We start from the raw sequence: 26,966 nt of genomic DNA, 5'->3' as shown, positions 1-26,966 counted from the left end.
GCCTGCCTTTGGACTTTGGCACTCGCGGCTTCCATGCTTTGAAGATGGTGACTAGGCTGCTGCATGGCCACCATCCAGACCACCACCGTCGGCTCCTATCCCGTCCCCGAATGGCTCAGCGCGCTGCCCAGCGAAGCCGCCGTGATCGACGCTACGCGTGTGGTCTTCGACACGCAGCGGCAGGCGGGCATTGACCTGCCGACCGATGGCGAGCTCTACCGCTTTGATGTGAACCATCCCGACACCAACGGGATGATCGAATACTTCGTCCACAAGCTCGGCGGCATCGACAGCCGTGTGGGTCGTGCAGACGCCGCCGCATTCCGCGCCAAAAACGAAATGGCCTTCCGCAGCAAACCCGCAGCGGTGGTTCGCGGCCCCATCACCGAAGGCGTGCTCAATCTGCCCGAAGACTGCGCCCGTGCCGCCCGAGTCGCCGGTGGCCCCTTCAAGTTTACCCTCACCAGCCCCTACATGCTGGCCCGCACGCTGCTGGACACGCACTACCACGATTTCGAAGCGCTCAACATGGCCATTGCCGACGCGCTTGCAGCTCAGGCCGCCCATCTGCAATGCGACTGCGTGCAAGTCGATGAGGCCAACATCCCCGGAAATCCGGCGGATGCCCCCATCGCGGCCGCAGGTATCAATCGCGTGCTGGACGCCGTCAAAGGCACCAAGGCCGTGCACTTCTGCTTTGGCAACTACGGCGGCCAGACGATCCAAAAGGGCGAGTGGGCCGCACTCATCGCTTTCCTCAACTCCCTGCATGCCGACCACCTCGTTCTCGAGCTAGCGCATAGGCCTGCCGCCGACTTGGACGCCCTCAAAGACCTAGACTCAAAAATCGGCGTCGGCCTCGGAGTCGTGGACATCAAGGTCAACCACGTCGAAACCGCCGACGAAATCGCCCGCCGCATCGAAGCGGCAGAGAAAAAACTCGGCTCCGGCCGGGTTAGGTTCATTCACCCAGACTGCGGTTTCTGGATGCTTAAGCGAAGCGTGGCCGACCGAAAAATCGCGGCTCTGGCAAAAGGGCGTGACAGGTTTGAAGGAAGGTGATTGCTTCCGGCACCAGCCTATGAAGCGTTTTTTCCTCTTCTCCTCGGTGCTCGCACTGGCCTCATGCGCCAGCTTCATCAACAGCCACCGCATGCATGCCGCAGAGACCAAACTGCAGGCCACACGCACCCTGCAGCAGTCCGGCCAATGGGACGCCGCTCTCGAAATGGCCGAGCGCATGCACTCCAGCGTGGCCAAAACCGTTCAGAGCGCCCCAGCTCACAAAAGCCCAGGCGGCAGGGTGGACCTCCGCCCCCTTCTCACAGGCTGGGAGACCGGCCCTTTTGCAGCCCTCAAAACCGCACTGCAAAAGCACGATGCCAAAGCCTCCACCACCGCTTTTTCCTCTCTCCGCCAGCAGTGCATGAACTGCCACACCGTGATTGGGAAGGCCGACATCAAGCTGAAGGAGATTCAGTAAACCTCACGTCAGGCCAAACAGCCTCTTCAGCGCCGCCTCATCCGCCCTCGTGGCCAGAATGAAGCTCTGATTGCCGTCGCTCCAGCTGGCCATGTTCCAGTTTTTGCAGGACTTGAACTGCGGCTGCAGCTGCGGCGGCACGTTGGCCATGCCGGCATTGTCCATCACCACCAGATGGGCTTCCTTCCCGGGCTCAATCTCAAAGCAGATGATCGAGGCCGTGCGCCCGGACACCTTGATGCATTTGCAGGCCAGCACCGGCATGGCCCCCACCTTCCCCGGCAGGCGCTCAGGCGTTGGGGACTGGTCGGCCACCAGCATCTTTTTGATGGCCTCAAAGTCACGCGACGGGTGCACCTTGGACACGCCATATTCCACCTTCGTCACCGCCGCGAGAGACTCCGCCTGCCAGGCGGGCATGGTGCTTTCAACCGGCCACAGCAGCGTCCAGCCCAGCGCAATGGCAGCAGCCCCCGCAGCCAGGGTGGGAAGCGCCCAGCGCAGCGGGCGTCGTGCAGGCTCGCGCGCATTTTGCAAAATGTTCTGACGCAGTCCCGCAGGCACCGTTGCCGCAAAGACCTCGGCCACCTCTTCATCAAAGGCGGTTCGCTTCTTCAGCCACGCGCCCAGTTCGGGATCGCTCTCCGCCATCGCACGCGCCTCCGGCGACGCATCCTGAGGACGGAGCGTCGTGGCGTCGAGTTCGAGTCTGGCTTCTTCGCGGTTCACGAGGCGGTGATGGGGATGATGTTGGCGGGAGTGGTGTTTTCAAGCCGGTGCAAAATGGCACGCAGGCTGTCCTTGGCTCGGGAAAGTCGGGACATCACCGTGCCGATGGGCACGCCAAGCGTCTCGGCAATGTCGCGGTATGATAACTCCTTGAGATAAAAAAGCACCAGCGGAGCGCGGAAGTTAGGCTCCAGCTGTTCCAAGGCCGTCTGCAGGGTGGCGCTGTCCACGCGGGGGTTTTCGCCATCGTCCTCCTCTTGCGTGGCTCCATGCACCTCGGCCTCAAACTCCACCTCCTCGTATTTCTTCTCCCGCCGGGCGATGGCCAGCCACTCGCGGTAGATCGTGGTGAAGAGCCAGGTCTTCACCTTGGAGGCATCCCTCAGGGAGTGGCCCTTCTTCGCCCATTGCAGGAAGGTCTGCTGCACCAGATCCTGCGCCGTCGCCTCGCGCCGGCTCATGCTCAGCGCAAAGCGGTAGAGCCCCTGATAGTGGGCGTCCACGATCTGCTCAAAGCTGGGCACGGGATCAGTCACGCAGCGAGGTATCGTGCGGGTTGCAGGCAGTTCAATGCCGAATTGAAGGGCGAGTTCCATGAATTCATGGGCGGGAGATGCAGGTAGGAGGCGGCTCTGCGGCGTTTATTCCCGGTTTTTTAGAATTTTTTTCGGTGCTGCACCAGCCCATCCACAGAAAGCCTGCCCGGGCCAAAAATGAAGACAATCGCCGCCGCCAGCAGAAAGAGGAAAGGCGGTGCCGTCACAAACGAGTCCGGGTCCGACCAGATTGTTTTGACCACATCCAGATGCGCCGTGCCATACGCCACCAGCATGGTGCAGATCAGCGGCACGCAGGTTACCCGGGAAAAAAGCCCCGCCAGCAGCAACAACCCGCCAAAACATTCCGTGCCTCCGGCCAGGTAGGCGTTCAGCTTCGGAAACGGAATGCCCAGCTCGGTGAAAAACGCGGTGGGGGCGCTGATGTCGCTCAGCTTGCCTTTCCCCGTCTGGAAAAACTGCCAGCCCCAGTAGAGGCGGATGCTCAGGAGAAAAGGATTCGGCAGCCAGCTGGCGGCGCGATCAAGAAAAGAATTGGCAAGCGTCCAGGGGTTCATGATTGGCGGGAGTGTTTTTGGGTGAGCCAGCCGAGCTGGGAAAATTCATTGAACCAGTCTCGAATCTGCGCAGGCCAGTCAGTCTCCGGGCATGCTTCGGAAAGCGCTCTCTCAATGGCCTCAGCGAGCGGAGCACCATCCTTCAGTGCGCAAAGCAGGGCATGGGCCTCCGGGGCCAGCCGCTTGAAGTACAGCCGGTTGTCATGCCGGTGCACGGCCAGATGCACACGCTCCCGTTTGAGTCTTGGCGCTCTGGCTGTGGCCGTACGCAAAGGCGCTTCAGTGACAGCCTGACTGGCGGAGCCGCGCACATCCGCGTCGCTCTTTTTCATCGCTGTGATGAAGTGGTCCACCGCATGCCCGATCTGCAGCAGCACCACGCAGGGCTGCACATCCAGGCGCAGCGTTGCAGGATCCTCCCCCAGCAGATCATCCACATGCAGCGGCTTTTTCTGCGCTTCATCAAAGGCCAGTGTCTGCGCCCATTCCACGCGCGCAATGTCTCGCGCCCTGGCATCAGTGATAAATGCGGGCAGCTCTGCCCCCAGATTTCTCAGAGTCCATGACATGCTCGGATGCTGCGCCAGGTAGTCGCGGCAGAGCTGGTGAAAGCGGCGTTCACCCAAAAACACACGCAGCGCCGGATAGTCATCGTAAAGGCAGTCCAGCAGCCGAAACCAGTACTGCCGCGCATAGATCTCCAGCCGTTCAAAACCGCTCATGCGGTCATTCGGTGCGATGTAGTCCGCCCTCGTTTCAGAGCGCAACCGGTCCTGCTTCGTCAGCGGCTGCATCAGGGCGGCGGCCATGCTGCGCTGCAGGTGGCGCAGATCAGCATTGGTGCGCAGTCTCTCAGGCGGCGTGTGAGTGCTCATGCAGATACAGGTTGGCTTTCAGCGCTTCGGCATGGACCTCGTCAAAGCTGGGAATCTTGTCATCCCACTCCAGCAGCGTGGCCGTGCTGCCGCACGATTGAATGGCGGCCGCATACAGATCCCACACGGGATCCGGCACAGGATGGTCATGCGTGTCGAGAATCACGTGATCCAGCCTCGTGTGTCCGGCGATGTGGATCTGCCCCACACGCTCATGCGGCACCGCCCTCAGGTATTCAAAAGGATCAAAACCATGGTTCTGCGACGACACATAGATGTTGTTTACATCCAGCAGGATGCCGCAGTCAGCACGCTCCACGACCTCGTTGAGAAACTCCCATTCCGTCATCTCATTCTGGGTGAATTCCGCGTAGCTGCTCACATTCTCCACGCAGATGGGCACCTCCAGAAAGTCGCGTGCCTGCCGTATTTTTTCAGCCGTGTGCCTGGCCACGCTCATCGTGTAGGGCATGGGCAGCAGATCATGCGAGCACCGCCCGTCCACGCTGCCCCAGCAGAGATGGTCGGAGAGCCAGGGTGTGTTGGTGCGTTTTACCAGCCGCTTCAGTTTTTTGAGGTGCTCTCGGTTCAGCGGATCCGCATTGCCAAAGTACATCGACACCCCATGCTGCACCACGCGGTACTGCTCCAGAATGCTGTCCAGAATCTCCAGCGGCCGGCCGCCATCGACCATGAAATTTTCAGAGATGATCTCAAACCAGTCGCACACAGGCTTCTTCTCCAAGATGTGCCGGTAATGCGGCACCCGGAGTCCGAGACCAATGCCGAGATCGGTGTGGCCGTTGTGTGGGTTGGCAGGCATGAGAATGACAAGAAGGGAGTAGCTTGAATTGATGAAAGGATGGAGGCGTGCGTGGCTGCCGCCTCCATCCCTTCAGCCCGGGCATCAGGGCTTCTTCGGCATGGTGTTGCAGCCGCCTTTGCCCTTGCAGGAGTTCTTGCCCTTGCAGCCGTTGTCACCGGACTTGCAGCCGCCCTGGCCCTTGCAGTCGTTGTGTCCCTTGCAGGCGTGCTGGCCCTTGTCTGCCATCTTCTCGATGGAGACGCCCAGGCTGGCGGCCTTCTGCGTGTTGGTGGTCTGGGCGGCGTAGGCTCCGGAAAGGAGACCGGTGAATGCGGCGGCGGCGATGATGTGCTTGGTGCTCATGGCAGTGGTGGTGTGCGTTGTATTTGGTTTGGATTTCCGGCTGGCAGGATCGTTTCCGGCCATCGCAGCGTGTGAGCCTCCGCCCCGGCGATTATTCCCACCGGATTGAACTTTCTTTTAGCAGGGGGCAAAAAGGCCTGCTTTAGTCCGCGCCTGCGCCTGGATTTCGAACCGAGCGCCTTCTCCCCCCATGGCATCTCCAAAGCATATTCATTTCATCGGCATCTGCGGCACCGCAATGGGCTCGACTGCGGTCGCACTGCGCGCCCTCGGCCACACCATCAGCGGCTCGGACAATCAGGTCTATCCGCCCATGAGCGACGTGCTGCGTGATGCCGGCATTACCGTCACAGAAGGGTACAATCCTGAAAACCTGCCGCTGAAGGCCGATGTGTACGTCGTTGGCAACGCCATCTCCCGCGGCAATCCCGAACTCGAAGCGCTGCTGGAGAAAAAGCTGCCCTACGTCTCCATGGCGGAGATGCTCAAGCGCGAGGTGATCCAGGGCAAGCGCAGCTTCGTCATCAGCGGCACCCACGGCAAGACCACCACCACCACCATGCTGGCGTGGATCTATGAGCACGCGGGTAAAAACCCCGGCTTCATGATCGGCGGCGTTCCTGAAAATTTCGAATCCGGCGCACGCTTCACGCACTCCGATCTCTTCGTCATCGAAGGGGACGAATACGACACCGCCTACTTCGACAAGCGCAGCAAGTTCCTCCACTACCTGCCCGAGTGCGCCATCGTGAACAACATCGAGTTCGACCACGCGGACATTTTCCGCGACCTCGATGAAATCCTGCTCTCCTTCCAGCGCTTCCTCAACACGGTGCCGCGCAACGGCCTCGTGCTCATCAATGGAGACGACCCCAACTGCCTCAGCCTGCGCGCCAAATGCCCTGCCCCGCTCAAGACTGTCGGCCTGGGCCCTGACTGCGACTTCCGCATCACCATCACCGGCACCACGCCTGAGAGCACTCAGTTTGCTATCAACGGCGTCGCCTTCGAGGTCCCCATGGTCGGCGAGTTCAATGCACGCAATGCCGCCATGTGCGTCTGCGCCGCGCGCTTTGCCGGATTGAGCGACGACGAGATCCGCGCCGGGCTTGAGAGCTTCCGCGGCATCCGCCGCCGCCAGCAGGAGCGCGGAGAGGCCCATGGCATCACCATCATCGACGACTTCGGCCACCATCCCACCGCCATCCGCGAGACCCTGCGCGGCCTGCGCCAGCGCTACGCCGGACGCCGCCTCTGGGCCCTCTTCGAGCCGCGCTCCAACACCAGCCGCCGCAACGTGCTGCAAAACGAACTGATCGATGCCCTCACTGAGGCCGACGGCTCCGTCATCGCTGCCGTGGCCAATCCCGAAAAAGTCGCCGCAGACCAGCGCCTCGACACCGCCAAGGTGGCCGAGTCAGTCACCGCCCGTGGCAAGCCCTGCTATTTCGAAGCCAGCACCGACGCCATCGTCGCCCGGCTCAAGCAGGAAACCCGCTCCGGTGATGTCATCGTGGTCTTCAGCAATGGCGGCTTCGACGGCATCCACGACAAGCTGCTGAAGACGCTCTAGCCACAGTGCCGTTTTTCCAGGCCTGACTTGAGGCTCTGCCGGCGTTTGGGGCATCCTCGCCAAAAGCAGGAGCAAATCTTCAATAGACAATTTCCACTTCGTCTCCCACCCGCACCTGGGCAAAAAACTCCTTTGCCTTTTCATACGGGAGGCGGATGCAGCCGTGCGAGGCAGGCTGGCCCGTGACATATCCGCTATGCAGGCCGATGGCGCTGCAGTTTAACCGCATGAACCAGGGCATGTTCACATGATACAGCGTGGAGACATGGGAGGTGTGCTTGTCGGTAATGACATACCGGCCCGGCGGGGTGCCGTAGCCCTCGCGCCCGGTGGAAACCATCGTGTGGTTGATGATTCGGCCCTGCTTGGTCACCCAGGCGCGCTGGCTGGAGAGATCCACGGTGACAAGCATGTCCGGCTCGGAATCTGGATCACGGCCCAGCAGCACGCGCATGAGAAAGAGATAGCCTTGCGTGGCGGCAAAGTTGATCGGGTACCGATGATATCGTGTAGTACCCATGCCAGGCCTGGCGCCAGCACGCATCAAAACCACCGCGCCTTCCACATCGCCGCGCGCGGCACAGCAGATCAGGGGGGTTATCCCACGGTCACTTTCCATGGCATTCCTGAGATCTTTGATGGAGCAGCGGTCAATCACCTGCTTCTGCACAGGCGAGTTGAAGCGGGTGTTGGGGTCAACGCCAAAGTCGAGCAGCGTCTTCAGCACAGGCACATTGCGGCGCATTGAGGCCAGGGCTATCGGCGGCTGTTTTTCATGGGCAGGCTGGCTCAGGTTCACCCCCGAAAGAGCCAGCACGCGCACGCACTCAGCCCGCCCCATGCGCACGGCGGCGCACAGAGGCGTGTCACCTCCCAGGGTCATTTCGTTGGGCGAAATGCCCATGGCGATGATTTTTGCCAGATGTTCAGCATCATCATTGAGCACCGCCTGATAAGCTTGCGGCAGCGCAGATGAACGCGGCATGAGGCGGTTCCAGTGCTCCGTAATCGGATCAATCAGTGGTCGCCATGCAGGTATTTGGACTTTCGCGAACGCGGCAGGCTTGTCGGTTTTTTGGACCGCTGCCGTCGAAGGCTCCACGTTGGCCGCTTTTGCAGGCAGGGCAGGCTTCACTGCGGCCGCCTCAGCCGCGCGCCTGAGGGCAGCTTTTTCAGGATCTGGCGGCACCGCAAGCGGCCTTACCGGATCAAATCTCGCATCAACGGGTAACGCGGCACGGATCTCTGCTCCCGTCTGGCTCAGCCTGCCCTGGCGCACTTTGCTCACTGCAGCCGTGGGTATTGCAACAGGCTCAAGGCGAAACATGTCATGGTTCTTCAAAAGCTGGACGATACCCCAGCAAACCCCCACGCCGACGAGCGGCGGGAGCACGCAGGCACCGAGCATGTTGATGAATGAACCTGGCTTCATTTTTGAGTCACAAGCCTGCCATTCATAACAAAAATGATCAGGGTGTCGAGCAGGTATTTGGCTGAAAAGGCGGCATATTATTCCCAAAGTTGATTTAGCTGATGACCGAAGGGCAGAGTTCAAACGGCTCGCAAAGTTTTATGGTAATTCTATAAAATGATGGAACCGTAGTTGATGGTCATGCCCTCCAAAGCACCAGCACCCAAATGCCTGCGCATCATGTGCGCGACATTCGCCTTGCTCTGCCTGAGCCTTGTTCCATGCAAAGCCATCGTGTTTGAGGCCACCGCTGATCCGAACCACAACATCACGGCGCCCACCGGCATTTTTGCGAATTCAGGATGGCAGTATGAGGGCACTTACGGAGCCTACCTCGGCACCATGATTGCGCCGCAGTACTTCATCACTGCACAGCACTTCGGCACCCAGGGCACCACCTTCACTCAAAACGGTGTTTTCAGCGGTGGCGCAGACGTGACCTATAACATCGATACCGCAGCCAACAGTGGCCTCGGCTACTGGGACATCGCGGGCACGGATCTGCGCATCTTCAAAATTCAGGAGACTTTTTCCGCCTACGCCCCGCTCTACACGGGAGCGTCAGAACTGGGCATGACCATGGTGATCAATGGCCGGGGCGGCCCTCGGGGCGCAGATGTCCTTGTCAGCGGCGTGCTGCACGGCTGGCAGGACACCAACCCGGATGGCATCGCCCGCTGGGGCACCAACACCGTCAGCAGCATTTATTCGAGCGCTGTTGGCGACCTTCTTGCGGCCTCATTCAGCGCCAGCGGGACTGCCGAAGAAGCCACGCTCTCCAACGGTGACTCAGGGGGCGGCGTCTTCGTCAATGATGGCGGGATCTGGAAGCTGGCGGGGATCAATTACAGCATCGATGGAATGTTCGACACCAACAATGTTTCCGGTGATGGCAGCGACTTCAACGCAGCCTTGTTTGACCGAGGCGGACTTTACCAGGGATCCGACTCCTTTGGCTGGACGTACATCCCCGACCTGCCGCTGGACAATCCCTCCAGCATGTACGCCTCGCGCATTTCCTCCAGCGCCTCCTCCATCATGGCCATCACCCTGGTACCAGAGCCGCACTCCGGCCTGCTAGTGATGATGGCGCTCTCTGCAGGCCTGCTTCAGCGCAGGCGCATCAGGCAGCCGGTTTGATCTCTGCAAAGATCAGCCTTCCTGCACTCGTGGGCAGGGTGCCCGAAACCACCACATCCACCGTTTGGCCGATCAGTGCCGCCGCATTGTTGACCACGATCATGGCACCGTCTGGCAGGTAGCCCACCGCCTGGTTTTTGTCCTTGCCCGGCTTGGTGAGCGGCAGCCGGAGCTCATCGCCCACGCTGAGCTCAGGATTCAGAGCTGCGGCAAGTTCGCGCATGCTCAGCACGGTGATGCCCCGCAAGCGGGCCACCTTGGCCAGGTTGTCATCATTGGTTAGCAGCCGGGCATTCAGCTCCCGCGCGAGAGTCACCAGACGAACCTCCACAGGGGCGTCTGAAGCTCCGTCCTCATGGATGGAAACTTTCATTTCCGGCTTTGCCCGCAGCTTTTCCATGGTGTCCAGCCCCCGCCGGCCTCGCAGTGACTGCGCGACTTCACTGGAGTCAGCCAGATGCTGAAGACCATCCAAAACACAACGCGGCACCACGACGGCACCGCTGAGAAATCCAGTGGCAAAAACCCCTGGCAAGCGGGCGTCCATGACCACATTGGCATCCAGCAGCAGCGGTTCGCCCTCGGAGCCGTCACGACGGAAACGGATGTATGGGATGAGAAATGCAAACTGATCACGGTCACTGCGCAGGGCAAATGTGACTCCAAAAAAAGCCAGCGTGCCGTAGATGCAAATTTCAGCGATATTTTGCAGCGCCGCCCCTTCTTCATGATTTTGAAAATAGGCGAGCTGGAAGACGCCGATGCGTGTGATCAGCCAGGCGCAGAAGAGCCCCACCGCCAGCCCCAGCGTGGCATGTGAAAAATCACGGAGAGTAAAGTGAGCCAGCATCACATCCAGCACCACCAGCAGCCCCATGAACACCGCCCCACTGAGCGCCCCGACCCAGGCATCCTGGTCCAGCCCCAAGGCGATCGCGATGCCGATGAAAACGGAAAAAGCAAAAAACAGCGCACGCACAAGGCGGATGGGCCAGGAGGTTTTCATGGAGTTGCTCAGGGATTAAAGCAAAATCCAGCAGGGGCAAAAGGATTCTCCCCCGGAATTGATCACGGCCGCATGGCCAGCCCACCGCGCCGAGTAAACTGCAGCTCCACACCGGCGCCTGCAAACACCCTTCCCATCTCACGTTCCAGCTCCGTCACACTCCGTCCGGCCAGGATAAACTCCCGCACCGCCCTCTCCTCATCCATGCCTTGTCCCATGGCCTGCAGCAGTGCTTTCACGCCTGCCCCGTTCCCTGCACGGTCAAGATAGGTGAGGTAGAAGGTCAGAAGCATTGCCGAGGCACGGTTTTCAGCGGCCACCGGCGTTTCCAGGCTGGCCGCCCATGATTTGGGATCTATCGCCATCAGTTCAGACAGGTTCAGCATGCCAAACCGCACCGCCTCCCCCATCTGCCTGGCACCCGACTCACGCAGGCTTTGCCGAAGTTGCTCAATTGTCTGAGCTGGAGACCTCCCCATATTCTTCACATCTGCGAATTCAGGCCTGTCAATCAGCAGCCAGGCTGGCGGCACCTGGGGAGACACTGGGGGCAACGCCACAGTTGCGGGCGCAGAAGACTCTATGGAAGACTTTTTCAACGCATAGGTGCCCGATGCCGGCGAGCGCACCGTCGGCAACAGCGACTTTAGGCTCTGAGCCTCCACCAAGGTAGATTCACGAACCGCAATGGCAGCGCTGGGGTGCGGCGTCTCCACCTTCAGCCACAGTGCAAATTCTGTGACTCCTAAGACTGCCGTAGCAAGTATGGCCACACGCAGCATCGAGACAACACCCGTGACTCCAAGACGACGCCGCTTACGGACGATTCTGGCTTGGTCCACCAGCGCTATGGGTGCGCAGCTGGGTGCTAAGGGTTCCATGACTGCAAGTACTGACCGGGTAAAAGCCAGGAGCGTCAAGCTCACCAGTCTAAACATTGATTCAAACAAAGTTAACTTATGCAAACTACTGCATCATCGCCTGCGCTTTTTCTGCCATCACTTCTTCCCCGCGGAAGGCCGCCAGTGCAGGCCTCCGCAGTAGCGGGTCCTCATCCAGCGTCCGCTCGGCCAGCTGTCGTGCCAGTCTCACCAGGCGCGTATCGGCCAGCAGTTCCCCAAACAGCAGCGGAGCCTGCCCGCTCTGCGCATTGCCCAGCACATCCCCTGGCCCGCGCCTCCGCAGGTCCTCCTCGGCAATCTGGAAGCCGTCGCTGGTCTCCTCCATGATGGCCAGGCGCTGCCGGTTCTCCTCGTCCTTGTCGTCCACAAACAGCACGCAGTAGCTCGTGTGCGCCCCGCGCCCGATGCGCCCGCGCAGCTGGTGCAGCTGCGCCAGCCCAAAACGCCCCGCATCATGAATGAACATCACCGTCGCGTTCGGCACATCGATCCCCACCTCGATCACCGTCGTGGAAACCAGCGCGTCCAGCTTCCCGGCTCGGAATCGCTTCATCACATCCTCCTTCTCTTCCGCGCTCATCCGCCCGTGCAGCAGCCCCACCTCGCACGGGGCCAGCAGCTTCGACCACTCCTCATGCCCCTTCGTTGCCGCGCCGGCCTCCAGCTTGTCTGACTCATCGATCAGCGCATACACGATGTATCCCTGCCGCCCCTCCTCGATTTGCTCCCTCAGAAACTTCGCCGCCTCTTTCAGCTTCGTCTTGGGCCTCACCTTCGTGATGATTTTGACCCCGTCACGCGGCCGCTGGTCGATCGTTGAGACCTCCAGGTCTCCGTAAATGGTCAGCGTCAGCGTGCGCGGGATCGGCGTGGCCGTCATCACCAGCACATCCGGTGTATCCCCCTTGCGGATCAGCTTCGCCCGCTGCGCCACCCCAAACTTGTGCTGCTCATCGATCACCACGATCCCCGTGTTGTGCATCAGCTCCATATCATGCAGCAGCGCGTGCGTGCCGATGACGATCTCAGCTTTACCCGTGCTGTTTTTTCCACGCATCAATTCCAGATCATCGCCATCCTCCCTTTTCGATCCCGTCCTGAGCGCCACCCGCAGCCCCAGCGGTTCCAGCCACTTCCGTGCATTGCGCGCATGCTGCTCTGCCAGGATCTGCGTGGGCGCCATCAGCACGGCCTGCCGCCCGGACTCAACCGCCCGCAGCATCGCCGCAAACGCCACCACCGTCTTCCCGCTGCCCACATCTCCGTGCAGCAGCCGGTTCATCGGATTCCCCGAAGCCATGTCTTTGTGAATCTCCTCCAGACAGCGCAGCTGAGCCGCCGTCAGTTGGAAGGGCAGCTCATTGAAAAAGTCCTTCAGCAGCTCCCCGGTACCAGTCTGCCTGCGCCCTCCTGACTCGATGACCTGCCTCTTTCTCCGCGCCACGCGGAGCTGATATCCATAAAACTCCTCCAGCGCCAGATAGCGCTTCGCCTGCTCCAGGCCTTCCGTGCTCGTGGGAAAATGCACCTCCTTCAGCGCCTTGGCGCGTGACATCCCTGCAAACTCCCCCTCCGCACTCGGCGTCGGCAGCAGATCTTCCACAAATGCATCCGGCAGCGCCTGCAGCACATGCCACGCCGCCACCCGCAGCGCCTTCTGCGTTATGCTGCCTCTCAGCCGGTACATCGGTGTGATGCGCCCCGTGTGAATCTGCTCCGCATCGTCATCCGCCCCGCCTTTGATGATCTCATACTCCGGATGCGCCATGCTCAGCCGCCCCTTCGTGTCCTTGATCACCCCATAGACGATCAGTTCCTGCCCCTCCGCCAGCACCCGGCTCATGAAGGGCATGTTCCACCACTTCAGCGTCAGCTGCTGCCCCAGCAAGCCCGTGGCATGCTGCACCACCGCCTCAAACACGCCCGAGCGCCCGCCAAAAAACTTGGTCCCCGTCTTGGTCACCAGTACGTGGTGGCACGCAGGCTGCAGCCCCGCCTGAAACGCCAGCGCCTGCATCTGCCGCCGGTCCTCATGCCGGAAGGGCAGATGCCACACCACATCCGCCGCCGTCTTCACCCCCTCCTTGCCCAGCAGCCTCGCCGCATGCACAGGCAGGCCGGGAACATCAGAAAGGGAAAGGTCGAGGGGGATCACAAGGGTGAGATGGAATGCAGGATCGACGCTGTCAAAGGCGATCTCGGTTCAAGGCACCGGCTTCTCCATCACATAATCATCCATCACAAACCCGCTGCCGATATCAGTCACAACATCCTCGGTGAATCGAAATCCCGCGCGCAGGTAGGAGCGGATGGCGCCCGCATTCTTCTTGTTCACCCGCAGGCGCACCGTCTTGCACTCCATCTCACGGGCCCGGTCCTCGGCCCAGCTCAGGGTAAAGGCACCCAGCCCATGCCCATGCACCTCGGGCAGCAGGTACAGTTTGTTGATGAAAAGCACGGGCTCAAACAGCTGCTTTTCAAAGGAGATGTACCCCACGGCCTTCGGCCCGGCCACTTCCACCAGCGCATACCATACATCCCGCGCCTGCATCTCGTGCGCCATCGCCCCCGGCTGGTACCAGATGGACAGCATGTAGCGGATCTGCGTCCCGCTGATGATGCCGGGGTAGCACGCATGCCAGATCTCGTGCCCCAGCCTCTGCACCACGGGCAGCTCTTCAGGCCCGATCCGCCGGATGCGCGCAGCCAGCGCTCCGCGCGGTTGCTGCTGGATCGTGTTCAGCGCATGCAGCCATACCTCTTCATCCCTCGCAGGCGAAAGCCGGTGCAGATGCGCGGATATCTCCTCCTGCGTGGGCTCCACCACCTGCTCCTCACGAATCTGCTTCTGGTCCGCAGGGAATTCCGCCTCGGGCAGGATCAGCCGTGCCAGATGCCAGCAAGCCCAGGCGCGCCAGGTGCGCAGTTCCTTGTTGGGCTCCACCATCCGCGTAGCCAGGTGCTGCCAGTGCCGGCGCGGATTTCCAATAAACTGCCCCTCCACCCGGTGCTGCATGATCCACACGAGCGCCAGATACGGCAGCGGCCATTTCGCCAGGATCGGCTCATCCGCCGCCAGTGGCAGGGAAAGCGCACGATTGATCAGCAGAATGCTCTTTGCCGGAAATCCCTCCCGCCACAAGCTCTGCGCATAGTGCAGCGCCACCTCATAAAACCTCGGCCCCCGGTCATGCTGCAGCGCCTGGATGTCATGATGGTCGTAGTGCCGGTTTTCCTCCGGCAGCATCGGACAGGGCGGATTGATCCACTCGGTGTGTTTCACTTTATTTCTCCTCCCATGCCATCGCACGTCCCAGCGCCCGTTTCCAGCCCTCCGTGATCCGGCTGCGCATTCCCGCCTTCATCGTGGGCTTAAACTTGCGGTCCGCCTGCCAGTGCTTGGCGATGTCGGCCACGTTTTTCCAGTAGCCCACCGCCAGTCCTGCCAGGCAGGCAGCTCCAAGTGCCGTGGTCTCGTTCACCTTCGGTCGTACCACCGGCACGCCCAGCAGGTCGCACTGCATCTGCATCAGCAGGTTGTTCACGCTCGCACCGCCATCCACCCGCAGCTCCTTCAGCTTGATGCCCGCATCCGCCTCCATGGCCTTCAAAATATCCATGACCTGCAGGGCGATGCCCTCCAGCGCCGCTCGCGCAATATGCGCCGCCGTGGTGCCACGTGTCATACCCACCAGCGTGCCACGTGCATACGCATCCCAGTGCGGTGCACCCAGCCCGGCAAACGCAGGCACCAGGTACACTCCGCCCGTGTCAGGCACGCTAGCGGCCAGCGCCTCCACATCCGCTGACTGGCGGATGATGCCCAGCCCGTCTCGCAGCCACTGAATCGCCGCCCCCGCGATGAAAACGCTCCCCTCCAGCGCATACTCCGTGCGTCCGTCGATCCTCCACGCCACCGTCGTCAGCAGCTTGTTTTTGGACGCGATGGGTTTCGTCCCCGTGTTCATGAGCATGAAGCAGCCCGTGCCATACGTGTTCTTCACCATCCCTGGCTTGGTGCACACCTGCCCAAACAGGGCCGACTGCTGATCTCCGGCGATCCCAGCGATGGGCGTCAGCCCGCCGAGCAGCTTCGTCTCACCAAACACCCCGCTCGAGTCCCGCACCTCCGGCAGCATCGAGCGCGGCACACCAAAGATTTTCAGCAGCTCCTCATCCCATGTCCCTTTGCGGATGTCATAGAGCATCGTGCGCGAGGCATTGCTCACATCCGTCGCATGCACCTTGCCTCCGGTCAGGTTCCACAGCAGCCAGGAGTCGATCGTGCCAAACGCAAGCTCCCCCTTCGCCGCACGCGCCTTGGCCCCCTTCACATTTTGCAAAATCCACTGCACCTTCGTGGCGGAGAAATACGCATCCACCACCAGCCCCGTCTTCTTCTGGATCACCTTGTCCAGCTTCTGCGCACGCAGCTTGTCACACATCGGTGCCGTGCGCCTGTCCTGCCACACGATCGCATTACAGACCGGCTTCCCCGTTTTGCGGTCCCACACTACGGTGGTCTCACGCTGGTTTGTGATACCGATCGCGGCCACATCCCCCGCCTTCGCACGAGCCTTGTGCAGCGCCTCGGCCGCCACCCCGGCCTGCGTCGCCCAGATTTCCTGCGCATCATGCTCCACCCAGCCGGGCTTGGGGAAGATCTGCCGGAATTCCTTCTGCGCCGTAGCCACAATGCCGCCGTCATGGTTGAAGAGAATAGCGCGGGAACTGGTCGTGCCCTGATCGAGAGCGAGGATGTATTTCATGGTTATTCAGAATGTTCCCAAGCCCAGCGCACAGAGTCAATGCCTTACAAACTGCCTGGCAACGTGTAGCTGGCATTTTTCCCCCTGAATGAATACTTTCCGCCGGAAAGCATCCAAACCACCGTCATGCAAGCCACCCCTGAACCCGCAGCGCCCGCCACAGCCCCCCGCGCGCGCTCCACCAAAAAAATCATCCTCATCACCCTCGCCGTCATCCTTGGCTGCGCGGGCATCGCCGCCGCCACCGGGGCCTTGTGGGTCAAGCACACCTTCTACCCCTCCCCCATGAAGCCGGTCAGTCTCACCGCCTCGGAGCAGGCCGCCCTCAACGGCAAGCTGCAGGCCCTCAACAACCCGGCCGCCATCCCGCCTGACGAGGCCAACCGTACCATCATCATCAATGAGCGCGAGGTAAACGCCTACCTCGCCCAGCAGCAGCTCGGCGAGAGCGTGCAGGTTCAGTTTGCTGAAGGCCAGGTCTCCGCTGCCATCATCCTCACCGCCCCTCCGGATTTCCCGCTCGTGCCCAATCAGAAAATCCGCCTCCGCTTCACCTTCGGCACCAGCCTCACCCCGGCCCACAAGCTTTCCCTCAAGCTCGACGATCTCAGCCTCGGCGGCATCTCCCTACCCAATAGCTGGATCGGCGACATCAAGGGCCTCGACCTCATCGCCGCCAACGTGGAATCCGACCCCGCTCTGCAAAAATTCGTCGCCGGCATCCAGTCCCTCGACATCCACAACGGCACCCTCCGACTCGTGCTGAACAAGTAACCGTTCAAAAAACAAAAAACCGCAGAGGATCATTCCCCTGCGGCTTTTTTCGTTTGGATTCAGCAGCTACTTCTTCGCATCAGCCTCGGCCAGGATCTTCTTGGCCTCCTCGGCACCGATCTCCCGCACCTGCAGGTTCCGCCAGCGGATCTCACCGCCATGCGTCTGCAGCATGATCGGCCCCTTCGCATGCAGCGGCTTCGTGCGGTCATAGTAGTTTTCCATCACGTTGCCATCCACCACCAGCTTGTCATTCAGCCACACCCACGTGCGTGCCCCGATCTGGCGGATGCGGAAGCTGTTCCACTCGCCAAAGGGCTTGTCCGCCACGACCAGAGGGTCACGTCCCGGCGTATCAGGAGTGTTGTTGAAAAGACCGCCCGAACCCAGATGGGGCCTGCGTGTCGGCTTGGACGGGTCAAAGACCTGGTTCTTGTCCCAGATCTGCACCTGTGGCACCCCGCGCAGATAGATGCCGCTGTCAGCACCCGCCACGGTTTTGTACTCAATGAGGAACTCCATGTCACCAAACTCCTGCTCCGTGGTGGCGTAGGGGCCATGACCGTCATTGACCAGTTCACCGTTTTCCACCTTCCAGAAGGTCGCGAACTCCTCGCGCATCTTCTTCAGCGCAGCCTCCTTCTTCTCGCCTTCCAGTTTGACGACGGAGTGCGGATTCAGCCCGTACCAGCCGGTCAGATCCTTGCCGTTGAAGATCGGCTTGAATGCGGAGTCTTCCGCACGGGCCACAAGACAAAAGGCCATCATCAGGCCGCTGAGGGAGAGTGTGTGTAATTTCATGGTCGTAGATCGATGGATTGCCGGATGCTTGTCACTTCGCTCCCTTGAGCTTGGCGATCAGGTATTCTGTGGTCGTTTTATACTTCACATCGGCAGCACCTGGATACACCACCTCGCAGCCCACGCCCTTTTCCTTGCAGTGTTCCTGCAGCTTCACGCCAAAGTTGGCCGTGTGTGTGGGGTCCTTCTCATCCTTGCCGATGGCGGGAGGCGCACCAAAGCTGCAATACACGCCTGGATCATCCGAGCTCACCAGCGCATAAGGCGAGTACTCATTGATCCACGGAAGGATGCGCTCGCGTGCAGCCACAAAGTCGTCGAAGTTTTTAAACTCGCCCGCCTTGCTGAAGGCATGGCCGCCATAGCGGCTGTTCGGCGTCCATTCACGCATCTGCTTCGGGTCCAGCGTCGTCTGCGGACCATTCACCGCTGCCGTCAGCAGGCGGGTGGACTCGCGCTTGATCGGATCGCTGCTCTTCGGATCCGCCATGTCGTCATGGTAGGCCAGCCACAGGCTGCTGCACGCACCAGCCGAGCCGCCGCTCGCCGCGATGCGTGTCTTGTCGATGTTCCACTCCGCCGCCTTGCTGCGCACCGTTTGCAGCGCCAGCGCCGCATCCGTCAGCGGGGCCTTCACCGGCGGCACCACATCCTGCGCCTGCGAAATGTAGCGGTAGTTGATCGACACCACCGAGATGCCTTCCTTCAAGAAGGGCTCCACCGCGATCCCCTTCTTGTCTCCGCCCTGCCAGCCACCGCCATGGATGAAGAAAAGCACCGGTGTCGGCTTGTCAGACTTGGCCTGCCAGAAATCCAGCACATTTCGTTCAGCAGGCCCATACTTAAAATCCGCCACCGTCGGCAGCGGATTCTTCGGATAGACCTTCTTGGCCGGTGCTTTTTTGACAGGAGCCTCAGCCTTCTTCGCCGGAGCATCGGCGGCAGAGGCAATGGAAACGAGCAGGAGGAGGGAGAGAGCGAGTTTCATGGTAAAGTTGAGTGAATCTTATCGCTCGTCGTTCAGGGTTTCTTCAGCGTCTCAATCAAAAACTCCGCAATGCTCTTGTGCTTCACGTCCGGCGCACCTGGATAAACCAGCTCGCATTCGTCGCCGATCTCACGGCAGTGCTCCTGCAGCTTCACGCCGTAGTTCGAGGTATGCGTCGGGTCCTTCTGCTCCTGCCCGATAGCCGGAGTGCTGCTGTAGTAGAGGTAAACAGGCGGATCATCCTTGCTCACCCATTCATACGGCGAGTACATCTTGATCCACTTCAGCACCGACTCACGCTTCTCCAAAAACTCCGCAAACCGCGTGTCGCGTGTCTTGCGCTCGTTCGGGTCCATGAAGCCAAAAGCATGACCGCCGTAGCGGCTGTTCGGCGTCCACTCCTTGAGCTGCTTCGGGTCCAGCGAGGTCTGCGCGCCGCTCACCGCCGCACACCACAGGCGCGTGGACTCACGCGCGATGGGATCACGGCTCTTCGGATCGGCCATATCGTCATGGAAGGCCAGGTAAAGACTGCTGCAGGCCCCGGCGGAGCCGCCGCTGGCGCCGATTCGCTGCTTGTCGATGTTCCACTCCGCCGCCTTGCTGCGCACAAACTGCAGCGCACGCGCCGCATCCTCCAGCGGCCACTGCACCGGCGGCATCACGCCAGCAAGCTGCGCCTGCCAGGAGTAGCGGTAGTTGATGGACACCACGGAAATGCCCGCCTTCAGGCAGGCCTCCAGCTCGCCCACGCCCGATTTGTCCCCCGCCACCCAGCCGCCGCCGTGGATGAAGAAAAGCAGCGGTGCCGGTTTCGCGGAATCGGCTTTGTAAAAATCGAGCACCTGCCGCTCATGCGTACCATAGGGCACATTCGCGAGCGTGGGCGCCCTCTTCGGCGCGGCAGGCTTCGCAGCAGGCGCAGCAGCAGGTTTCGTCGCTGGGGCAGGTGTCTGTGCGTTCAAAGACGCAGCAAGGATCAGTGTCAGAATGGCAGATGATTTCATGGTTGGTGGTGGATTGAAAGGATCAGGGTTTGGCAAAATGGTCCGCAGCAGCCTTCTGGAACGCCGGCAGAATCTTCTTCCCCTCGTCTGTTCTCCAGCCGGCATTCTGCACCATAAAGACGGTCACGATGCCCTTGGCCAGATCGATGGACATATTGGTGGAATAAGCCCCCCCGTGACCAAACGAGCTGCCATTAAGCGAGAAGCCCAGGCTGTAGGCGTTCAACCCCTCGCCGGTCTGCTTCGTCTGCAACTGTTTCAGCGCCGCCTCTGAAATATAGCGCTTCCCGTTCAGCTGGCCGCCATTGAGCAGCATCTGGCAAAACTTCACCACATCCGCCGCCGTGCTGAAGAGTCCCCCTGCGGGCATCGGCTGGCGGATGCGCTCATGCAGCGGGTAGTACAGCTGCCCCACCGTCGTGGCCTCCAGATCCGTCTTGCTCTCATTCGCCTTGTAGGAAGTCGCGATGCGCTTCTCCTGCTCCTCGCTCGGCCAGAAGGTCGTGTCCACCATCCCGAGCGGCGCAAAGAGCCGCTGCTGCATGAAGTCCTCATAGCTCATGCCAGACACCACTTCGATGATCCGCGCTGCAGTGTTGATGCCCGCATTCGCATACTGGTATTTCGTGTCCGGCTCAAACTGCAGCGGTGCCGCCGCATAGCTCAGCACCGCCACCCGCAGCGGCAGCATGTCCAGCGTCGGGCTCTCCACTGCCGATTTAAAGGCCAGCCCGCTCGTATGGCTCAGCACATTGCGCACCGTGATCGGGTGCTTCGGCTTCTTCAGCACCACATGCTCCGCATCCTTTTCCGCTATCACCATCTGCCCTTTGAATTCCGGCAGGTATTTCTCCACCGGATCATCCAGAGACACCTTCCCCTCGTCCACCAGCATCATGAAGGCTGTCGTCGTGATCGGCTTGCTCATCGACGCGATCCAGAAAATCGCGTTCTTAGCCATCGGCTTCTTCGCCGCGATGTCCGCCCAACCCACCGTCGTCACATCCAGCACTTTGTCCTTGTCTGCCACCATCGTCACCGCTCCCGCAAGCACCTTGTCCTCCACATACGGCTGCAAAACCGAGGCAATCGGCTTGGGCGCTTCAGCACGGAGACTGACAAGGGCAATGAAAAGAAATGAAGTGATATGTTTCATGATCACGGACCATTCCAAACGCTCCGCTCACGCCGTTCCATCAAACAAAACACAACCTCCAATCGGTGCCCCTAGGCTCACGCCAGCACCTTCTCAATCACCTTCCGATCCTCCACCCCCGTCAACCGCTGCGCCAGCCCCTGGTGCAGATAGCTCAGCCGCGAGTGATCAATCCCCATCAGATGCAGAATCGTCGCATGCAAGTCGCTCACATGGCAGCGGTCCTCCACAGCCTTGAAGCCCAGCTCATCCGTCGCACCTATGGCCTGCCCGCCTTTCACGCCAGCTCCCGCCAGCCACATGGAAAAGCCATGCCAGTCATGGTCACGTCCCGGCTTGCCCACGCCCTCGCTCGTCGGCGTGCGGCCAAACTCCCCGCCCCACACCAGCAGCGTCTCCTCCCACAGTCCCGTGCGTTTCAGATCGGCGATTAGCGCGGCTATCGGCTGGTCCGTCTCCCCCGCATGCAGCGTGTGGTTCGTGATGCAGTCATTGTGCCCGTCCCACGTGTCCTCGATATGCCCGCCACCAGAGTACAGCTGGATAAAGCGCACCCCTTTCTCGATCAGCTTGCGTGTGATCAGGCACTTGCGGCCAAATTCCGCCGTGCGTGGGTTGTTCAGTCCATACATCTCGCGCGTGGCTGCGTCTTCGTTGTCCAGATCCACAACGCTCATCGCCTCCGTCTGCATGCGGTAGGCCAGCTCATAGGATTCAATGCGCGCCATCAGCTCCGTCTCCTCAGGGTGCCGCAGCAGGTGCTCTTCGTTCAAGGATTTCAGCAGGTCCAGGCTGCGCCGCTGCGTGCGCTCGCTCGTCCCCTCCGGCGTGGCCAGATCCAGCAACGGCGAGCCCCCGCTGCGAAACAGCGTGCCCTGATATGCCGCAGGCATGTAGCCCGCTGTCCAGTTCGAGGCACTGCCGATCGGTCCGCCACGCGGGTCCGTCATCACGACAAATCCCGGCAGGTCTTGATTCGCCGAACCCAGCCCGTAGTTCAGCCACGAGCCCAGGCTCGGCTTGCCGATGAAGATGCTGCCTGTGTTCATCTGCAGGCAGCCCGAGGCATGTGCCGCCGTATCGGCATGCATCGAGCGAATCACGCACAGGTCATCCGCATGCATCGCCACATGGGGAAACAGGCTGCTGATCTCCAGCCCGCTCCGCCCATGCTTCTTAAACTCAAACGGCGACTGCATCAGATGCCCCACCGCACGTCCGTTCGATCCCACCTTCGCATCCCCCGTATAGGGCATGCCATTGTACTTCTTCAGCGCCGGCTTGGGATCAAACGTGTCCACCTGACTCGGCCCGCCGTTCATAAAGAGAAACACACAATGCTTCGCCTTCGCCACAAAATGCGGCCTCTTCTCAGCCAGCGGCGATGCAGCCATCGCATCCGCCGCCAGCAGATCCGCCAGCGCCAGCCCGGTAAAGCCGCCGGTGGCACGCATCAGGTATTCACGTCGTGTGAGAGGTCGGCTCATGATCATCACTCAGGATAAACAAACTCGTTCAGGTTCAAAATCACACGGCACGCTTGCTCCAGCGGCTGCTCCTGCAGAAACACAAGCATCTTCGCCAGCTCATCGCCCTTGGGCTCCCGGCACAGCGCCAGCTTCCACGCCAGCGCGATCTGCCTCTCCGCATCATCTCCCGCCTCTCGCCTGAGGCGTGCCGCAAAGTGCCGCGCCTGCTCGTTCACAAACTCACCGTTGAACAAGCTCAGCGCCTGCGGTGCCACCGTCGTCACCTGCCGCTGCGGGCAGCTGCTCACGGTGTCGGCAAGATCCAGCGTCTCAAACATCGGCACCACGAGCCCGCGCTTGATAAAGGCATAGATGCTTCGCCTCGACGCCTCGCCCTCATCCGAGGCTTTCCAAACCTTGTCCTTGTCCGTATTCGCTTCCAGCGCCGCCAGCGGAATGCCGGGCTTCATCGCGGGTCCAAATCGTTTCGGGTTCAGCCTGCCACTCACCGCCAGCATCGAGTCTCGAATAGCCTCCACCTCCAGCCGTCGATACTTCATCAGCGCCTCCGATGACCTTCCCATCTGCCACGCCTTGCTGGCCAGGATCAGACGATGCAGCTTCTTCAGCGACCACCCCGCATCGTGCATGAACCAATGCGCCAGCCAGTCCAGCAGTTCCGGATTTTCAGGCGCTGCGCCCATCAGCCCAAAGTCATTCGCCGTGCTCACCAGCCCCTGGCCAAAATGCTGCTGCCACACACGGTTCACCATCACCCGCGCCGTCAGCGGATTTTGCTCGCTCGCCATCCATCGCGCCAGCCCCAGACGCCGCTGCGTGGTCTTGTCATTTGCCGTTGGAAACGGCGGCTGCTCCTTCACCAAGATGGCAGGCACCGCAGGTCCCACCAGATCGCCAAACCGAGTCGGCGATCCACGCACCAGCACATGCGTCTCCGGCGCTTTCGCAGACGGTTCCTTCCACGCATACACCTCCGTGCCATCCACAGCCACCGTCAGCTCCTTGCGTCCATTGGCAGGACGTTGCAGCGGATTAAACACCGCCACCAGGCTGTAATAGTCACGCGTGGCCAGCGGCTCAAACTTGTGATCATGGCAGCGGGCACAGCCGATCGTCAGCCCCAGAAACGCCTGCCCCGTGGTGCTCACGATGTCATCCAGCTGGTCATACCGGTCCGCCGCAGGATCAGCAGGCTCATCATCCCAATGTCCCAGCCTCAGAAACCCGGTGGCAATAACTGATTTTACAGACCTCTCCGCCAGCTCATCGCCTGCCAGCTGCTCCATCACAAAGCGGTTGTACGGCTTGTCCTCATTGAGCGCCTCAATGACGTAGTCTCGGTAGCGCCACACAAAGGGCTTCTCCGCATCACGCTCATAGCCGTTGCTGTCTGCATAGCGCACCACATCCAGCCAGTGCCTCGCCCAGCGCTCGCCGTAATCAGGGCGTTTCAACAGATCATCCACCACCGCGCTCAGATCACCAGATTGGGCAAATCGCACCTGCTCCTCCACCGTGGGTGGCAGCCCCGTCAGATCCAGATGCACCCGCCGTAGCAGCGCCTGCGGACTCGCCTGCCGCACAGCCTCTGCCTTGCCAAACACAAACGCATCAATCGGATTCTTGTGCGCCGACTCCGGCACCGCCACACGCCTCACCGGCTGGAATGCCCAGTGCTCCGAAGGCTTTTTCGGAATCATCTCGTTCTTCGGAAACGGTGCCCCCGCTGCGATCCATTGCTTCATCAGCTCGATCTGCTCCGCACTCAGTCGCTTGCCCTCAGGCGGCATCTGCTCGTCCTCATCATTCGAGACAATCCGCTCCAGCAAAGATTCATGCGCCTCCTTCGGGATCAAAGCCCCCGCATCCAGCCGCAGGTCGCCTTTCTGCTTCACCGTCCCATGGCACGACACACAGCGCTCTTTCAGCAACGGCTTGATGTCCTTCACATAATCCACCGCCATCAGCGGCAGCCCTGTCACCAGCATCCAGACACACCCATGCAGCCCTGCGCGCGGCGCAGATGGCCGGAAGCTGCTGGAGTATGGGTTAGACGTTTGCATGGCTGGCATAGATCATCTGTCACATCAATACGGCCATTCCACACCTCTCTAAATTGAATGTCTGGCCTAATTCATGCATATTTTGGCATGGCCTCAGAGCACGACCCCAACCTCTATTTCAACATTCCAGGCCCTTGGAATGTGAACGCCACACGCCCTGTGCACTGCGATCTGGGGCAGATCGTTTACGCTGGCACCAAGTGGAACAGCCAGGCCACCTACGCCCACGCACCACCGCCGCACTACCTGCGTCCCACCCCCAATTACCTTCTCGTTCTCACGCTGGAAGGCACTGCAGACTACATGGACGACACCGGAGTGCGCTGCGTGTTGCAGCCCGGCACGCTCGTGTGGTCAAAACCCGGCATCAATCAAAGCTACGGCCCCCAGCATGGCGTGCGCTGGAGCGAGCTCTTCCTCTGGTTCAATGGCAGCGTGTTCGACGCCTGGCAGTCTGCTGGTTTCCCCGGCGAGCGCAGCCGTGTGCTGGAGCTCAGCCCCCTTCCTTACTGGACTGACCGACTCCGCCGCATCCTCCAGCCGCCGCCCGATGCACCGGCTCAGACACCTCTCTCCCGCCTCTGCCACTTTCAGCAGTGGCTCGCAGATGCGCTTCAGCAGGATGACGCACGGCACCAGACCACGGAAACCATGCAATGGCGCGAGACCGCTGAGCACATGCTCGCGCGTGGCAGGCTCGGCGCCCCCTCGCTGGAGCAGATCGCGGCAGACCTCGGCATGTCCTACAGCGCCTTCCGCAAACGCTTCCTGCACATGACCGGCAAAAGCCCCGGCGAATTCCGCGCCGACGCCATTGTGCTGCGCGCCTGCTCCCGCCTTCTCGAAAGCAGCCACACCCTCGCCCGCATCGCCGACGACCTCGGCTTCCACGATGCCTTCCATTTCTCCCGCCGCTTCAAACAAGTCGTCGGCATGTCCCCCAAAGACTTCCGCCGTCAGCACCGGCAGCGCTGAGCCACTACACCTCCGGCAGCTCAAACCCGGCGGCATACACTTCCTGCGCCAGCTTGTTCGCCTCGGCGGCAAACTCACCGGTGAATACCTCGTTCACCGGATCAAAGTCCAGCCACGGCCCCACAATGACCTGATCCACCTCGGTGTTGATCTGGTTCGCCGCCAGCGTGGCCAGCATGCCCTCAAACATCGTCTGTCCCATCTTGTCTCCCTGCAGTCGCTCTTTGATCTCCTCGTTCTTCATCGCCTTGCCCAGGCGATACGACGTATTCGCCAGATGCGAGAGCGCCGCCGCCTGCTGCCCATGCCGGATGTGCAGCACATCCTTCGTGTATTTCCCGGCACGCACGGAATCGATGAAGTTCTTCATGTGATCAGGCCCCGTCAGGAAGTTCTCAAACTTCGTGATCGTCTTGCCCTCGTTGTCGTAGGCCTTGGACTCCGCCACATAGCCGCCTTCACAGTGGATGATGTTCCCCGTGCGGATGCCCTTGTAGGGCGGTTCGCCGCTTTTCTTGTCCATGTTCTTCATCGGCAGGCCAAACATGTCCATCAGCAGCGGCACCGGCTCATACGGGTGAAAGGCCAGCTGGCAGTTCGCCGTCTGCCCGTCGTCCACATACCCCCAGCGGTGGCCCAGGCTCATCACACGCTGCGGCAGCACCGCAGGATCATTCAGCGCCCAGCGCGCCACATCGTACTGGTGCGGGCCCTGGTTCCCGATGTCACCATTCCCATACGGCCACTGCCAGTGCCAGTCGTAGTGAAACTGCTTCCTCATGATCGGCAGCACCGGACGCGGCGCAGACCACAGATTGTAGTCCACCGTGGCTGGCGGCTGCTGCGCGGCATCCACTTTGTCGATGCTCAGCCGCATCCCGTGCACCAGCGCATGAGACAGCTTCTTTTTCCCGATGTGCCCCTCGTTCACCCACGCCATCGCCGCAGCCCATCCCAGATCCGACCGCCGCTGCATCCCATGCTGCACGATGATCCCCTTCGCCGCCGCCTTCGTGGCCGCCGCCATCAGCTTGCGCCCCTCCACCAGATTGTGGCACACAGGCTTCTCCACATACACATGCTTGCCATGCTGCAGGGCCGTCAGCGCGATCAGCACATGGCTGTGGTTCGGCGTGGCAATCGTCACCGCATCGATTTCCTTGTCCGCGCAGCACTCACGAAAATCACGATAAGTCTTCACCGTGACATTCAGCTTGGACAGCTCCGCCACCTGCTTGTCGATCACCTCCTGGTCCACATCACACAATGCCACCAGACGCACTCCTGGCACCTTCATCAGCTCCTTGATGTGCCCGCGTCCGCGTCCGCGGAAACCGATCACCGCCACACGCACATCGCCATTCGCCCCTAGCGGTGCCGCCCACGCGGGCATGGATGCCATTCCGGCAAGAGAAGTCTGAAGAAACCGACGACGAGAAGTGATGGGCGCGTTCATAGTGCATCTCATACGTCCGCACCGGG

The 26,966-nt window shown here is 60.9% G+C and carries 25 protein-coding genes; 6 read left to right on the top strand and 19 right to left on the bottom strand.

Annotation, left to right across the window (positions count from 1 at the left end; genetic code table 11):
* Nucleotides 1-63 precede the first annotated feature (63 nt).
* Together ACFQDI_RS17265 and ACFQDI_RS17260 are read left to right on the top strand one after the other, a co-directional pair.
* A complete protein-coding gene (locus ACFQDI_RS17265) occupies nucleotides 64-1,062 on the top strand; it encodes a cobalamin-independent methionine synthase II family protein (RefSeq protein ID WP_377169044.1) in 999 nt (332 codons plus the stop codon).
* Nucleotides 1,063-1,081: 19 nt separating this feature from the next.
* The gene (locus ACFQDI_RS17260; protein ID WP_377169042.1) at nucleotides 1,082-1,483 is read left to right on the top strand and encodes an outer membrane protein assembly factor BamD; all 402 of its coding nucleotides are present in this window, start codon (nucleotides 1,082-1,084) and stop codon (nucleotides 1,481-1,483) included.
* A 3-nt stretch (nucleotides 1,484-1,486) separates the two neighbouring features.
* On the opposite strand, the gene ACFQDI_RS17255 is transcribed toward ACFQDI_RS17260, so the two are convergent.
* The 6 genes from ACFQDI_RS17255 to ACFQDI_RS17230 form a co-directional block, all read right to left on the bottom strand.
* On the bottom strand, nucleotides 1,487-2,212 hold the full coding sequence (locus ACFQDI_RS17255) for a hypothetical protein (RefSeq protein WP_377169040.1): 726 nt from the start codon (nucleotides 2,210-2,212) through the stop codon (nucleotides 1,487-1,489).
* Entirely contained in the window at nucleotides 2,209-2,808 is a 600-nt protein-coding gene (locus ACFQDI_RS17250) for an RNA polymerase sigma factor (protein ID WP_377169038.1), read from the bottom strand. The genes ACFQDI_RS17255 and ACFQDI_RS17250 overlap by 4 nt, the downstream gene beginning before the upstream one ends.
* A gap of 59 nt (nucleotides 2,809-2,867) precedes the next feature.
* On the bottom strand, nucleotides 2,868-3,326 hold the full coding sequence (locus ACFQDI_RS17245; RefSeq protein WP_377169036.1) for a DoxX family protein: 459 nt from the start codon (nucleotides 3,324-3,326) through the stop codon (nucleotides 2,868-2,870).
* A complete protein-coding gene (locus tag ACFQDI_RS17240; protein ID WP_377169034.1) occupies nucleotides 3,323-4,201 on the bottom strand; it encodes an HvfC/BufC family peptide modification chaperone in 879 nt (292 codons plus the stop codon). Before ACFQDI_RS17240 ends, ACFQDI_RS17245 begins: the two co-directional genes overlap by 4 nt.
* Nucleotides 4,179-5,024 carry an MNIO family bufferin maturase gene (bufB, locus tag ACFQDI_RS17235; protein WP_377169032.1) on the bottom strand — a complete coding sequence of 282 codons (846 nt, stop codon included), beginning with the start codon at nucleotides 5,022-5,024 and terminating at the stop codon, nucleotides 4,179-4,181. The genes ACFQDI_RS17240 and bufB overlap by 23 nt, the downstream gene beginning before the upstream one ends.
* Before the next feature lie 84 nt (nucleotides 5,025-5,108).
* Nucleotides 5,109-5,369, bottom strand: a complete 261-nt coding sequence (locus ACFQDI_RS17230; RefSeq protein WP_377169030.1) for a hypothetical protein — start codon at nucleotides 5,367-5,369, stop codon at nucleotides 5,109-5,111.
* A gap of 190 nt (nucleotides 5,370-5,559) precedes the next feature.
* Between ACFQDI_RS17230 and mpl the strand changes: the two genes are divergently transcribed.
* On the top strand, nucleotides 5,560-6,942 hold the full coding sequence (gene mpl / locus ACFQDI_RS17225) for a UDP-N-acetylmuramate:L-alanyl-gamma-D-glutamyl-meso-diaminopimelate ligase (RefSeq protein WP_377169028.1): 1,383 nt from the start codon (nucleotides 5,560-5,562) through the stop codon (nucleotides 6,940-6,942).
* 79 nt (nucleotides 6,943-7,021) lie between these two features.
* Here the strand turns inward: mpl and ACFQDI_RS17220 are convergent, their stop codons facing one another.
* Nucleotides 7,022-7,927, bottom strand: a complete 906-nt coding sequence (locus tag ACFQDI_RS17220) for a L,D-transpeptidase family protein (protein WP_377169026.1) — start codon at nucleotides 7,925-7,927, stop codon at nucleotides 7,022-7,024.
* Nucleotides 7,928-8,554: 627 nt separating this feature from the next.
* Here ACFQDI_RS17220 and ACFQDI_RS17215 point away from each other — a divergent pair.
* A complete protein-coding gene (locus ACFQDI_RS17215) occupies nucleotides 8,555-9,553 on the top strand; it encodes a hypothetical protein (protein WP_377169024.1) in 999 nt (332 codons plus the stop codon).
* Here ACFQDI_RS17215 and ACFQDI_RS17210 read toward each other — a convergent pair.
* The 5 genes from ACFQDI_RS17210 to glpK form a co-directional block, all read right to left on the bottom strand.
* The gene (locus ACFQDI_RS17210) at nucleotides 9,537-10,559 is read right to left on the bottom strand and encodes a PIN/TRAM domain-containing protein (RefSeq protein WP_377169022.1); all 1,023 of its coding nucleotides are present in this window, start codon (nucleotides 10,557-10,559) and stop codon (nucleotides 9,537-9,539) included. The two genes, ACFQDI_RS17215 and ACFQDI_RS17210, sit on opposite strands and share 17 nt — an antisense overlap.
* 62 nt (nucleotides 10,560-10,621) lie before the next feature.
* Entirely contained in the window at nucleotides 10,622-11,341 is a 720-nt protein-coding gene (locus ACFQDI_RS17205; protein ID WP_377169020.1) for a hypothetical protein, read from the bottom strand.
* A gap of 184 nt (nucleotides 11,342-11,525) precedes the next feature.
* Nucleotides 11,526-13,616 carry an ATP-dependent DNA helicase RecG gene (gene recG, locus ACFQDI_RS17200; RefSeq protein ID WP_377169018.1) on the bottom strand — a complete coding sequence of 697 codons (2,091 nt, stop codon included), beginning with the start codon at nucleotides 13,614-13,616 and terminating at the stop codon, nucleotides 11,526-11,528.
* 48 nt (nucleotides 13,617-13,664) lie between these two features.
* Nucleotides 13,665-14,744, bottom strand: a complete 1,080-nt coding sequence (locus tag ACFQDI_RS17195; RefSeq protein ID WP_377169016.1) for a GNAT family N-acetyltransferase — start codon at nucleotides 14,742-14,744, stop codon at nucleotides 13,665-13,667.
* Between the two features lies 1 nt (nucleotide 14,745).
* A complete protein-coding gene (glpK, locus tag ACFQDI_RS17190) occupies nucleotides 14,746-16,230 on the bottom strand; it encodes a glycerol kinase GlpK (RefSeq protein WP_377169014.1) in 1,485 nt (494 codons plus the stop codon).
* A gap of 126 nt (nucleotides 16,231-16,356) precedes the next feature.
* On the opposite strand from glpK, the gene ACFQDI_RS17185 reads away from it, so the two are divergent.
* A complete protein-coding gene (locus ACFQDI_RS17185) occupies nucleotides 16,357-17,004 on the top strand; it encodes a hypothetical protein (protein WP_377169012.1) in 648 nt (215 codons plus the stop codon).
* Between the two features lie 66 nt (nucleotides 17,005-17,070).
* Here the strand turns inward: ACFQDI_RS17185 and ACFQDI_RS17180 are convergent, their stop codons facing one another.
* The 6 genes from ACFQDI_RS17180 to ACFQDI_RS17155 form a co-directional block, all read right to left on the bottom strand.
* The gene (locus ACFQDI_RS17180) at nucleotides 17,071-17,805 is read right to left on the bottom strand and encodes a 3-keto-disaccharide hydrolase (protein ID WP_377169010.1); all 735 of its coding nucleotides are present in this window, start codon (nucleotides 17,803-17,805) and stop codon (nucleotides 17,071-17,073) included.
* Between the two features lie 31 nt (nucleotides 17,806-17,836).
* Nucleotides 17,837-18,793, bottom strand: a complete 957-nt coding sequence (locus ACFQDI_RS17175) for a carboxylesterase family protein (RefSeq protein ID WP_377169008.1) — start codon at nucleotides 18,791-18,793, stop codon at nucleotides 17,837-17,839.
* 32 nt (nucleotides 18,794-18,825) lie between these two features.
* A complete protein-coding gene (locus tag ACFQDI_RS17170) occupies nucleotides 18,826-19,800 on the bottom strand; it encodes an alpha/beta hydrolase family protein (RefSeq protein ID WP_377169006.1) in 975 nt (324 codons plus the stop codon).
* A gap of 22 nt (nucleotides 19,801-19,822) precedes the next feature.
* The gene (locus ACFQDI_RS17165) at nucleotides 19,823-20,956 is read right to left on the bottom strand and encodes a serine hydrolase domain-containing protein (protein ID WP_377169004.1); all 1,134 of its coding nucleotides are present in this window, start codon (nucleotides 20,954-20,956) and stop codon (nucleotides 19,823-19,825) included.
* 77 nt (nucleotides 20,957-21,033) lie between these two features.
* Nucleotides 21,034-22,443, bottom strand: coding sequence for a DUF1501 domain-containing protein (locus ACFQDI_RS17160; RefSeq protein WP_377169002.1), 1,410 nt, complete (start codon nucleotides 22,441-22,443; stop codon nucleotides 21,034-21,036).
* Nucleotides 22,444-22,448: 5 nt separating this feature from the next.
* Nucleotides 22,449-24,509 (bottom strand): DUF1553 domain-containing protein, encoded by a 2,061-nt coding sequence (locus ACFQDI_RS17155; RefSeq protein WP_377169000.1) that lies wholly within the window; start codon nucleotides 24,507-24,509, stop codon nucleotides 22,449-22,451.
* A gap of 87 nt (nucleotides 24,510-24,596) precedes the next feature.
* Here ACFQDI_RS17155 and ACFQDI_RS17150 point away from each other — a divergent pair, with 87 nt between their 5' ends.
* Entirely contained in the window at nucleotides 24,597-25,484 is an 888-nt protein-coding gene (locus ACFQDI_RS17150; RefSeq protein ID WP_377168998.1) for a helix-turn-helix domain-containing protein, read from the top strand.
* Between the two features lie 4 nt (nucleotides 25,485-25,488).
* Here ACFQDI_RS17150 and ACFQDI_RS17145 read toward each other — a convergent pair whose 3' ends face one another.
* On the bottom strand, nucleotides 25,489-26,886 hold the full coding sequence (locus tag ACFQDI_RS17145) for a Gfo/Idh/MocA family protein (protein ID WP_377168996.1): 1,398 nt from the start codon (nucleotides 26,884-26,886) through the stop codon (nucleotides 25,489-25,491).
* Between the last annotated feature and the right edge of the window lie 80 nt (nucleotides 26,887-26,966).

The organism is Prosthecobacter fluviatilis (assembly GCF_042655725.1).
In the GTDB taxonomy this organism is placed as follows: domain Bacteria; phylum Verrucomicrobiota; class Verrucomicrobiia; order Verrucomicrobiales; family Verrucomicrobiaceae; genus Prosthecobacter; species Prosthecobacter fluviatilis.
The sequence above is the reverse complement of the archived record's forward strand: the minus strand, read 5'-3'. Positions and strand labels throughout refer to the sequence as shown.

Coding starts and splice junctions, on each gene's coding strand:
- ACFQDI_RS17265 (WP_377169044.1), top strand. CDS start 64: ATGGCCACCATCCAGACCACCACCGTCGGCTCCTATCCCGTCCCCGAA.
- ACFQDI_RS17260 (WP_377169042.1), top strand. CDS start 1,082: ATGAAGCGTTTTTTCCTCTTCTCCTCGGTGCTCGCACTGGCCTCATGC.
- ACFQDI_RS17250 (WP_377169038.1), bottom strand. CDS start 2,808: ATGGAACTCGCCCTTCAATTCGGCATTGAACTGCCTGCAACCCGCACG.
- ACFQDI_RS17245 (WP_377169036.1), bottom strand. CDS start 3,326: ATGAACCCCTGGACGCTTGCCAATTCTTTTCTTGATCGCGCCGCCAGC.
- ACFQDI_RS17240 (WP_377169034.1), bottom strand. CDS start 4,201: ATGAGCACTCACACGCCGCCTGAGAGACTGCGCACCAATGCTGATCTG.
- bufB (WP_377169032.1), bottom strand. CDS start 5,024: ATGCCTGCCAACCCACACAACGGCCACACCGATCTCGGCATTGGTCTC.
- ACFQDI_RS17230 (WP_377169030.1), bottom strand. CDS start 5,369: ATGAGCACCAAGCACATCATCGCCGCCGCCGCATTCACCGGTCTCCTT.
- mpl (WP_377169028.1), top strand. CDS start 5,560: ATGGCATCTCCAAAGCATATTCATTTCATCGGCATCTGCGGCACCGCA.
- ACFQDI_RS17220 (WP_377169026.1), bottom strand. CDS start 7,927: ATGCCGCGTTCATCTGCGCTGCCGCAAGCTTATCAGGCGGTGCTCAAT.
- ACFQDI_RS17215 (WP_377169024.1), top strand. CDS start 8,555: ATGCCCTCCAAAGCACCAGCACCCAAATGCCTGCGCATCATGTGCGCG.
- ACFQDI_RS17210 (WP_377169022.1), bottom strand. CDS start 10,559: ATGAAAACCTCCTGGCCCATCCGCCTTGTGCGTGCGCTGTTTTTTGCT.
- ACFQDI_RS17205 (WP_377169020.1), bottom strand. CDS start 11,341: ATGCTGCGTGTGGCCATACTTGCTACGGCAGTCTTAGGAGTCACAGAA.
- glpK (WP_377169014.1), bottom strand. CDS start 16,230: ATGAAATACATCCTCGCTCTCGATCAGGGCACGACCAGTTCCCGCGCT.
- ACFQDI_RS17185 (WP_377169012.1), top strand. CDS start 16,357: ATGCAAGCCACCCCTGAACCCGCAGCGCCCGCCACAGCCCCCCGCGCG.
- ACFQDI_RS17180 (WP_377169010.1), bottom strand. CDS start 17,805: ATGAAATTACACACACTCTCCCTCAGCGGCCTGATGATGGCCTTTTGT.
- ACFQDI_RS17175 (WP_377169008.1), bottom strand. CDS start 18,793: ATGAAACTCGCTCTCTCCCTCCTCCTGCTCGTTTCCATTGCCTCTGCC.
- ACFQDI_RS17170 (WP_377169006.1), bottom strand. CDS start 19,800: ATGAAATCATCTGCCATTCTGACACTGATCCTTGCTGCGTCTTTGAAC.
- ACFQDI_RS17165 (WP_377169004.1), bottom strand. CDS start 20,956: ATGAAACATATCACTTCATTTCTTTTCATTGCCCTTGTCAGTCTCCGT.
- ACFQDI_RS17160 (WP_377169002.1), bottom strand. CDS start 22,443: ATGAGCCGACCTCTCACACGACGTGAATACCTGATGCGTGCCACCGGC.
- ACFQDI_RS17155 (WP_377169000.1), bottom strand. CDS start 24,509: ATGCAAACGTCTAACCCATACTCCAGCAGCTTCCGGCCATCTGCGCCG.
- ACFQDI_RS17150 (WP_377168998.1), top strand. CDS start 24,597: ATGGCCTCAGAGCACGACCCCAACCTCTATTTCAACATTCCAGGCCCT.
- ACFQDI_RS17145 (WP_377168996.1), bottom strand. CDS start 26,886: ATGGCATCCATGCCCGCGTGGGCGGCACCGCTAGGGGCGAATGGCGAT.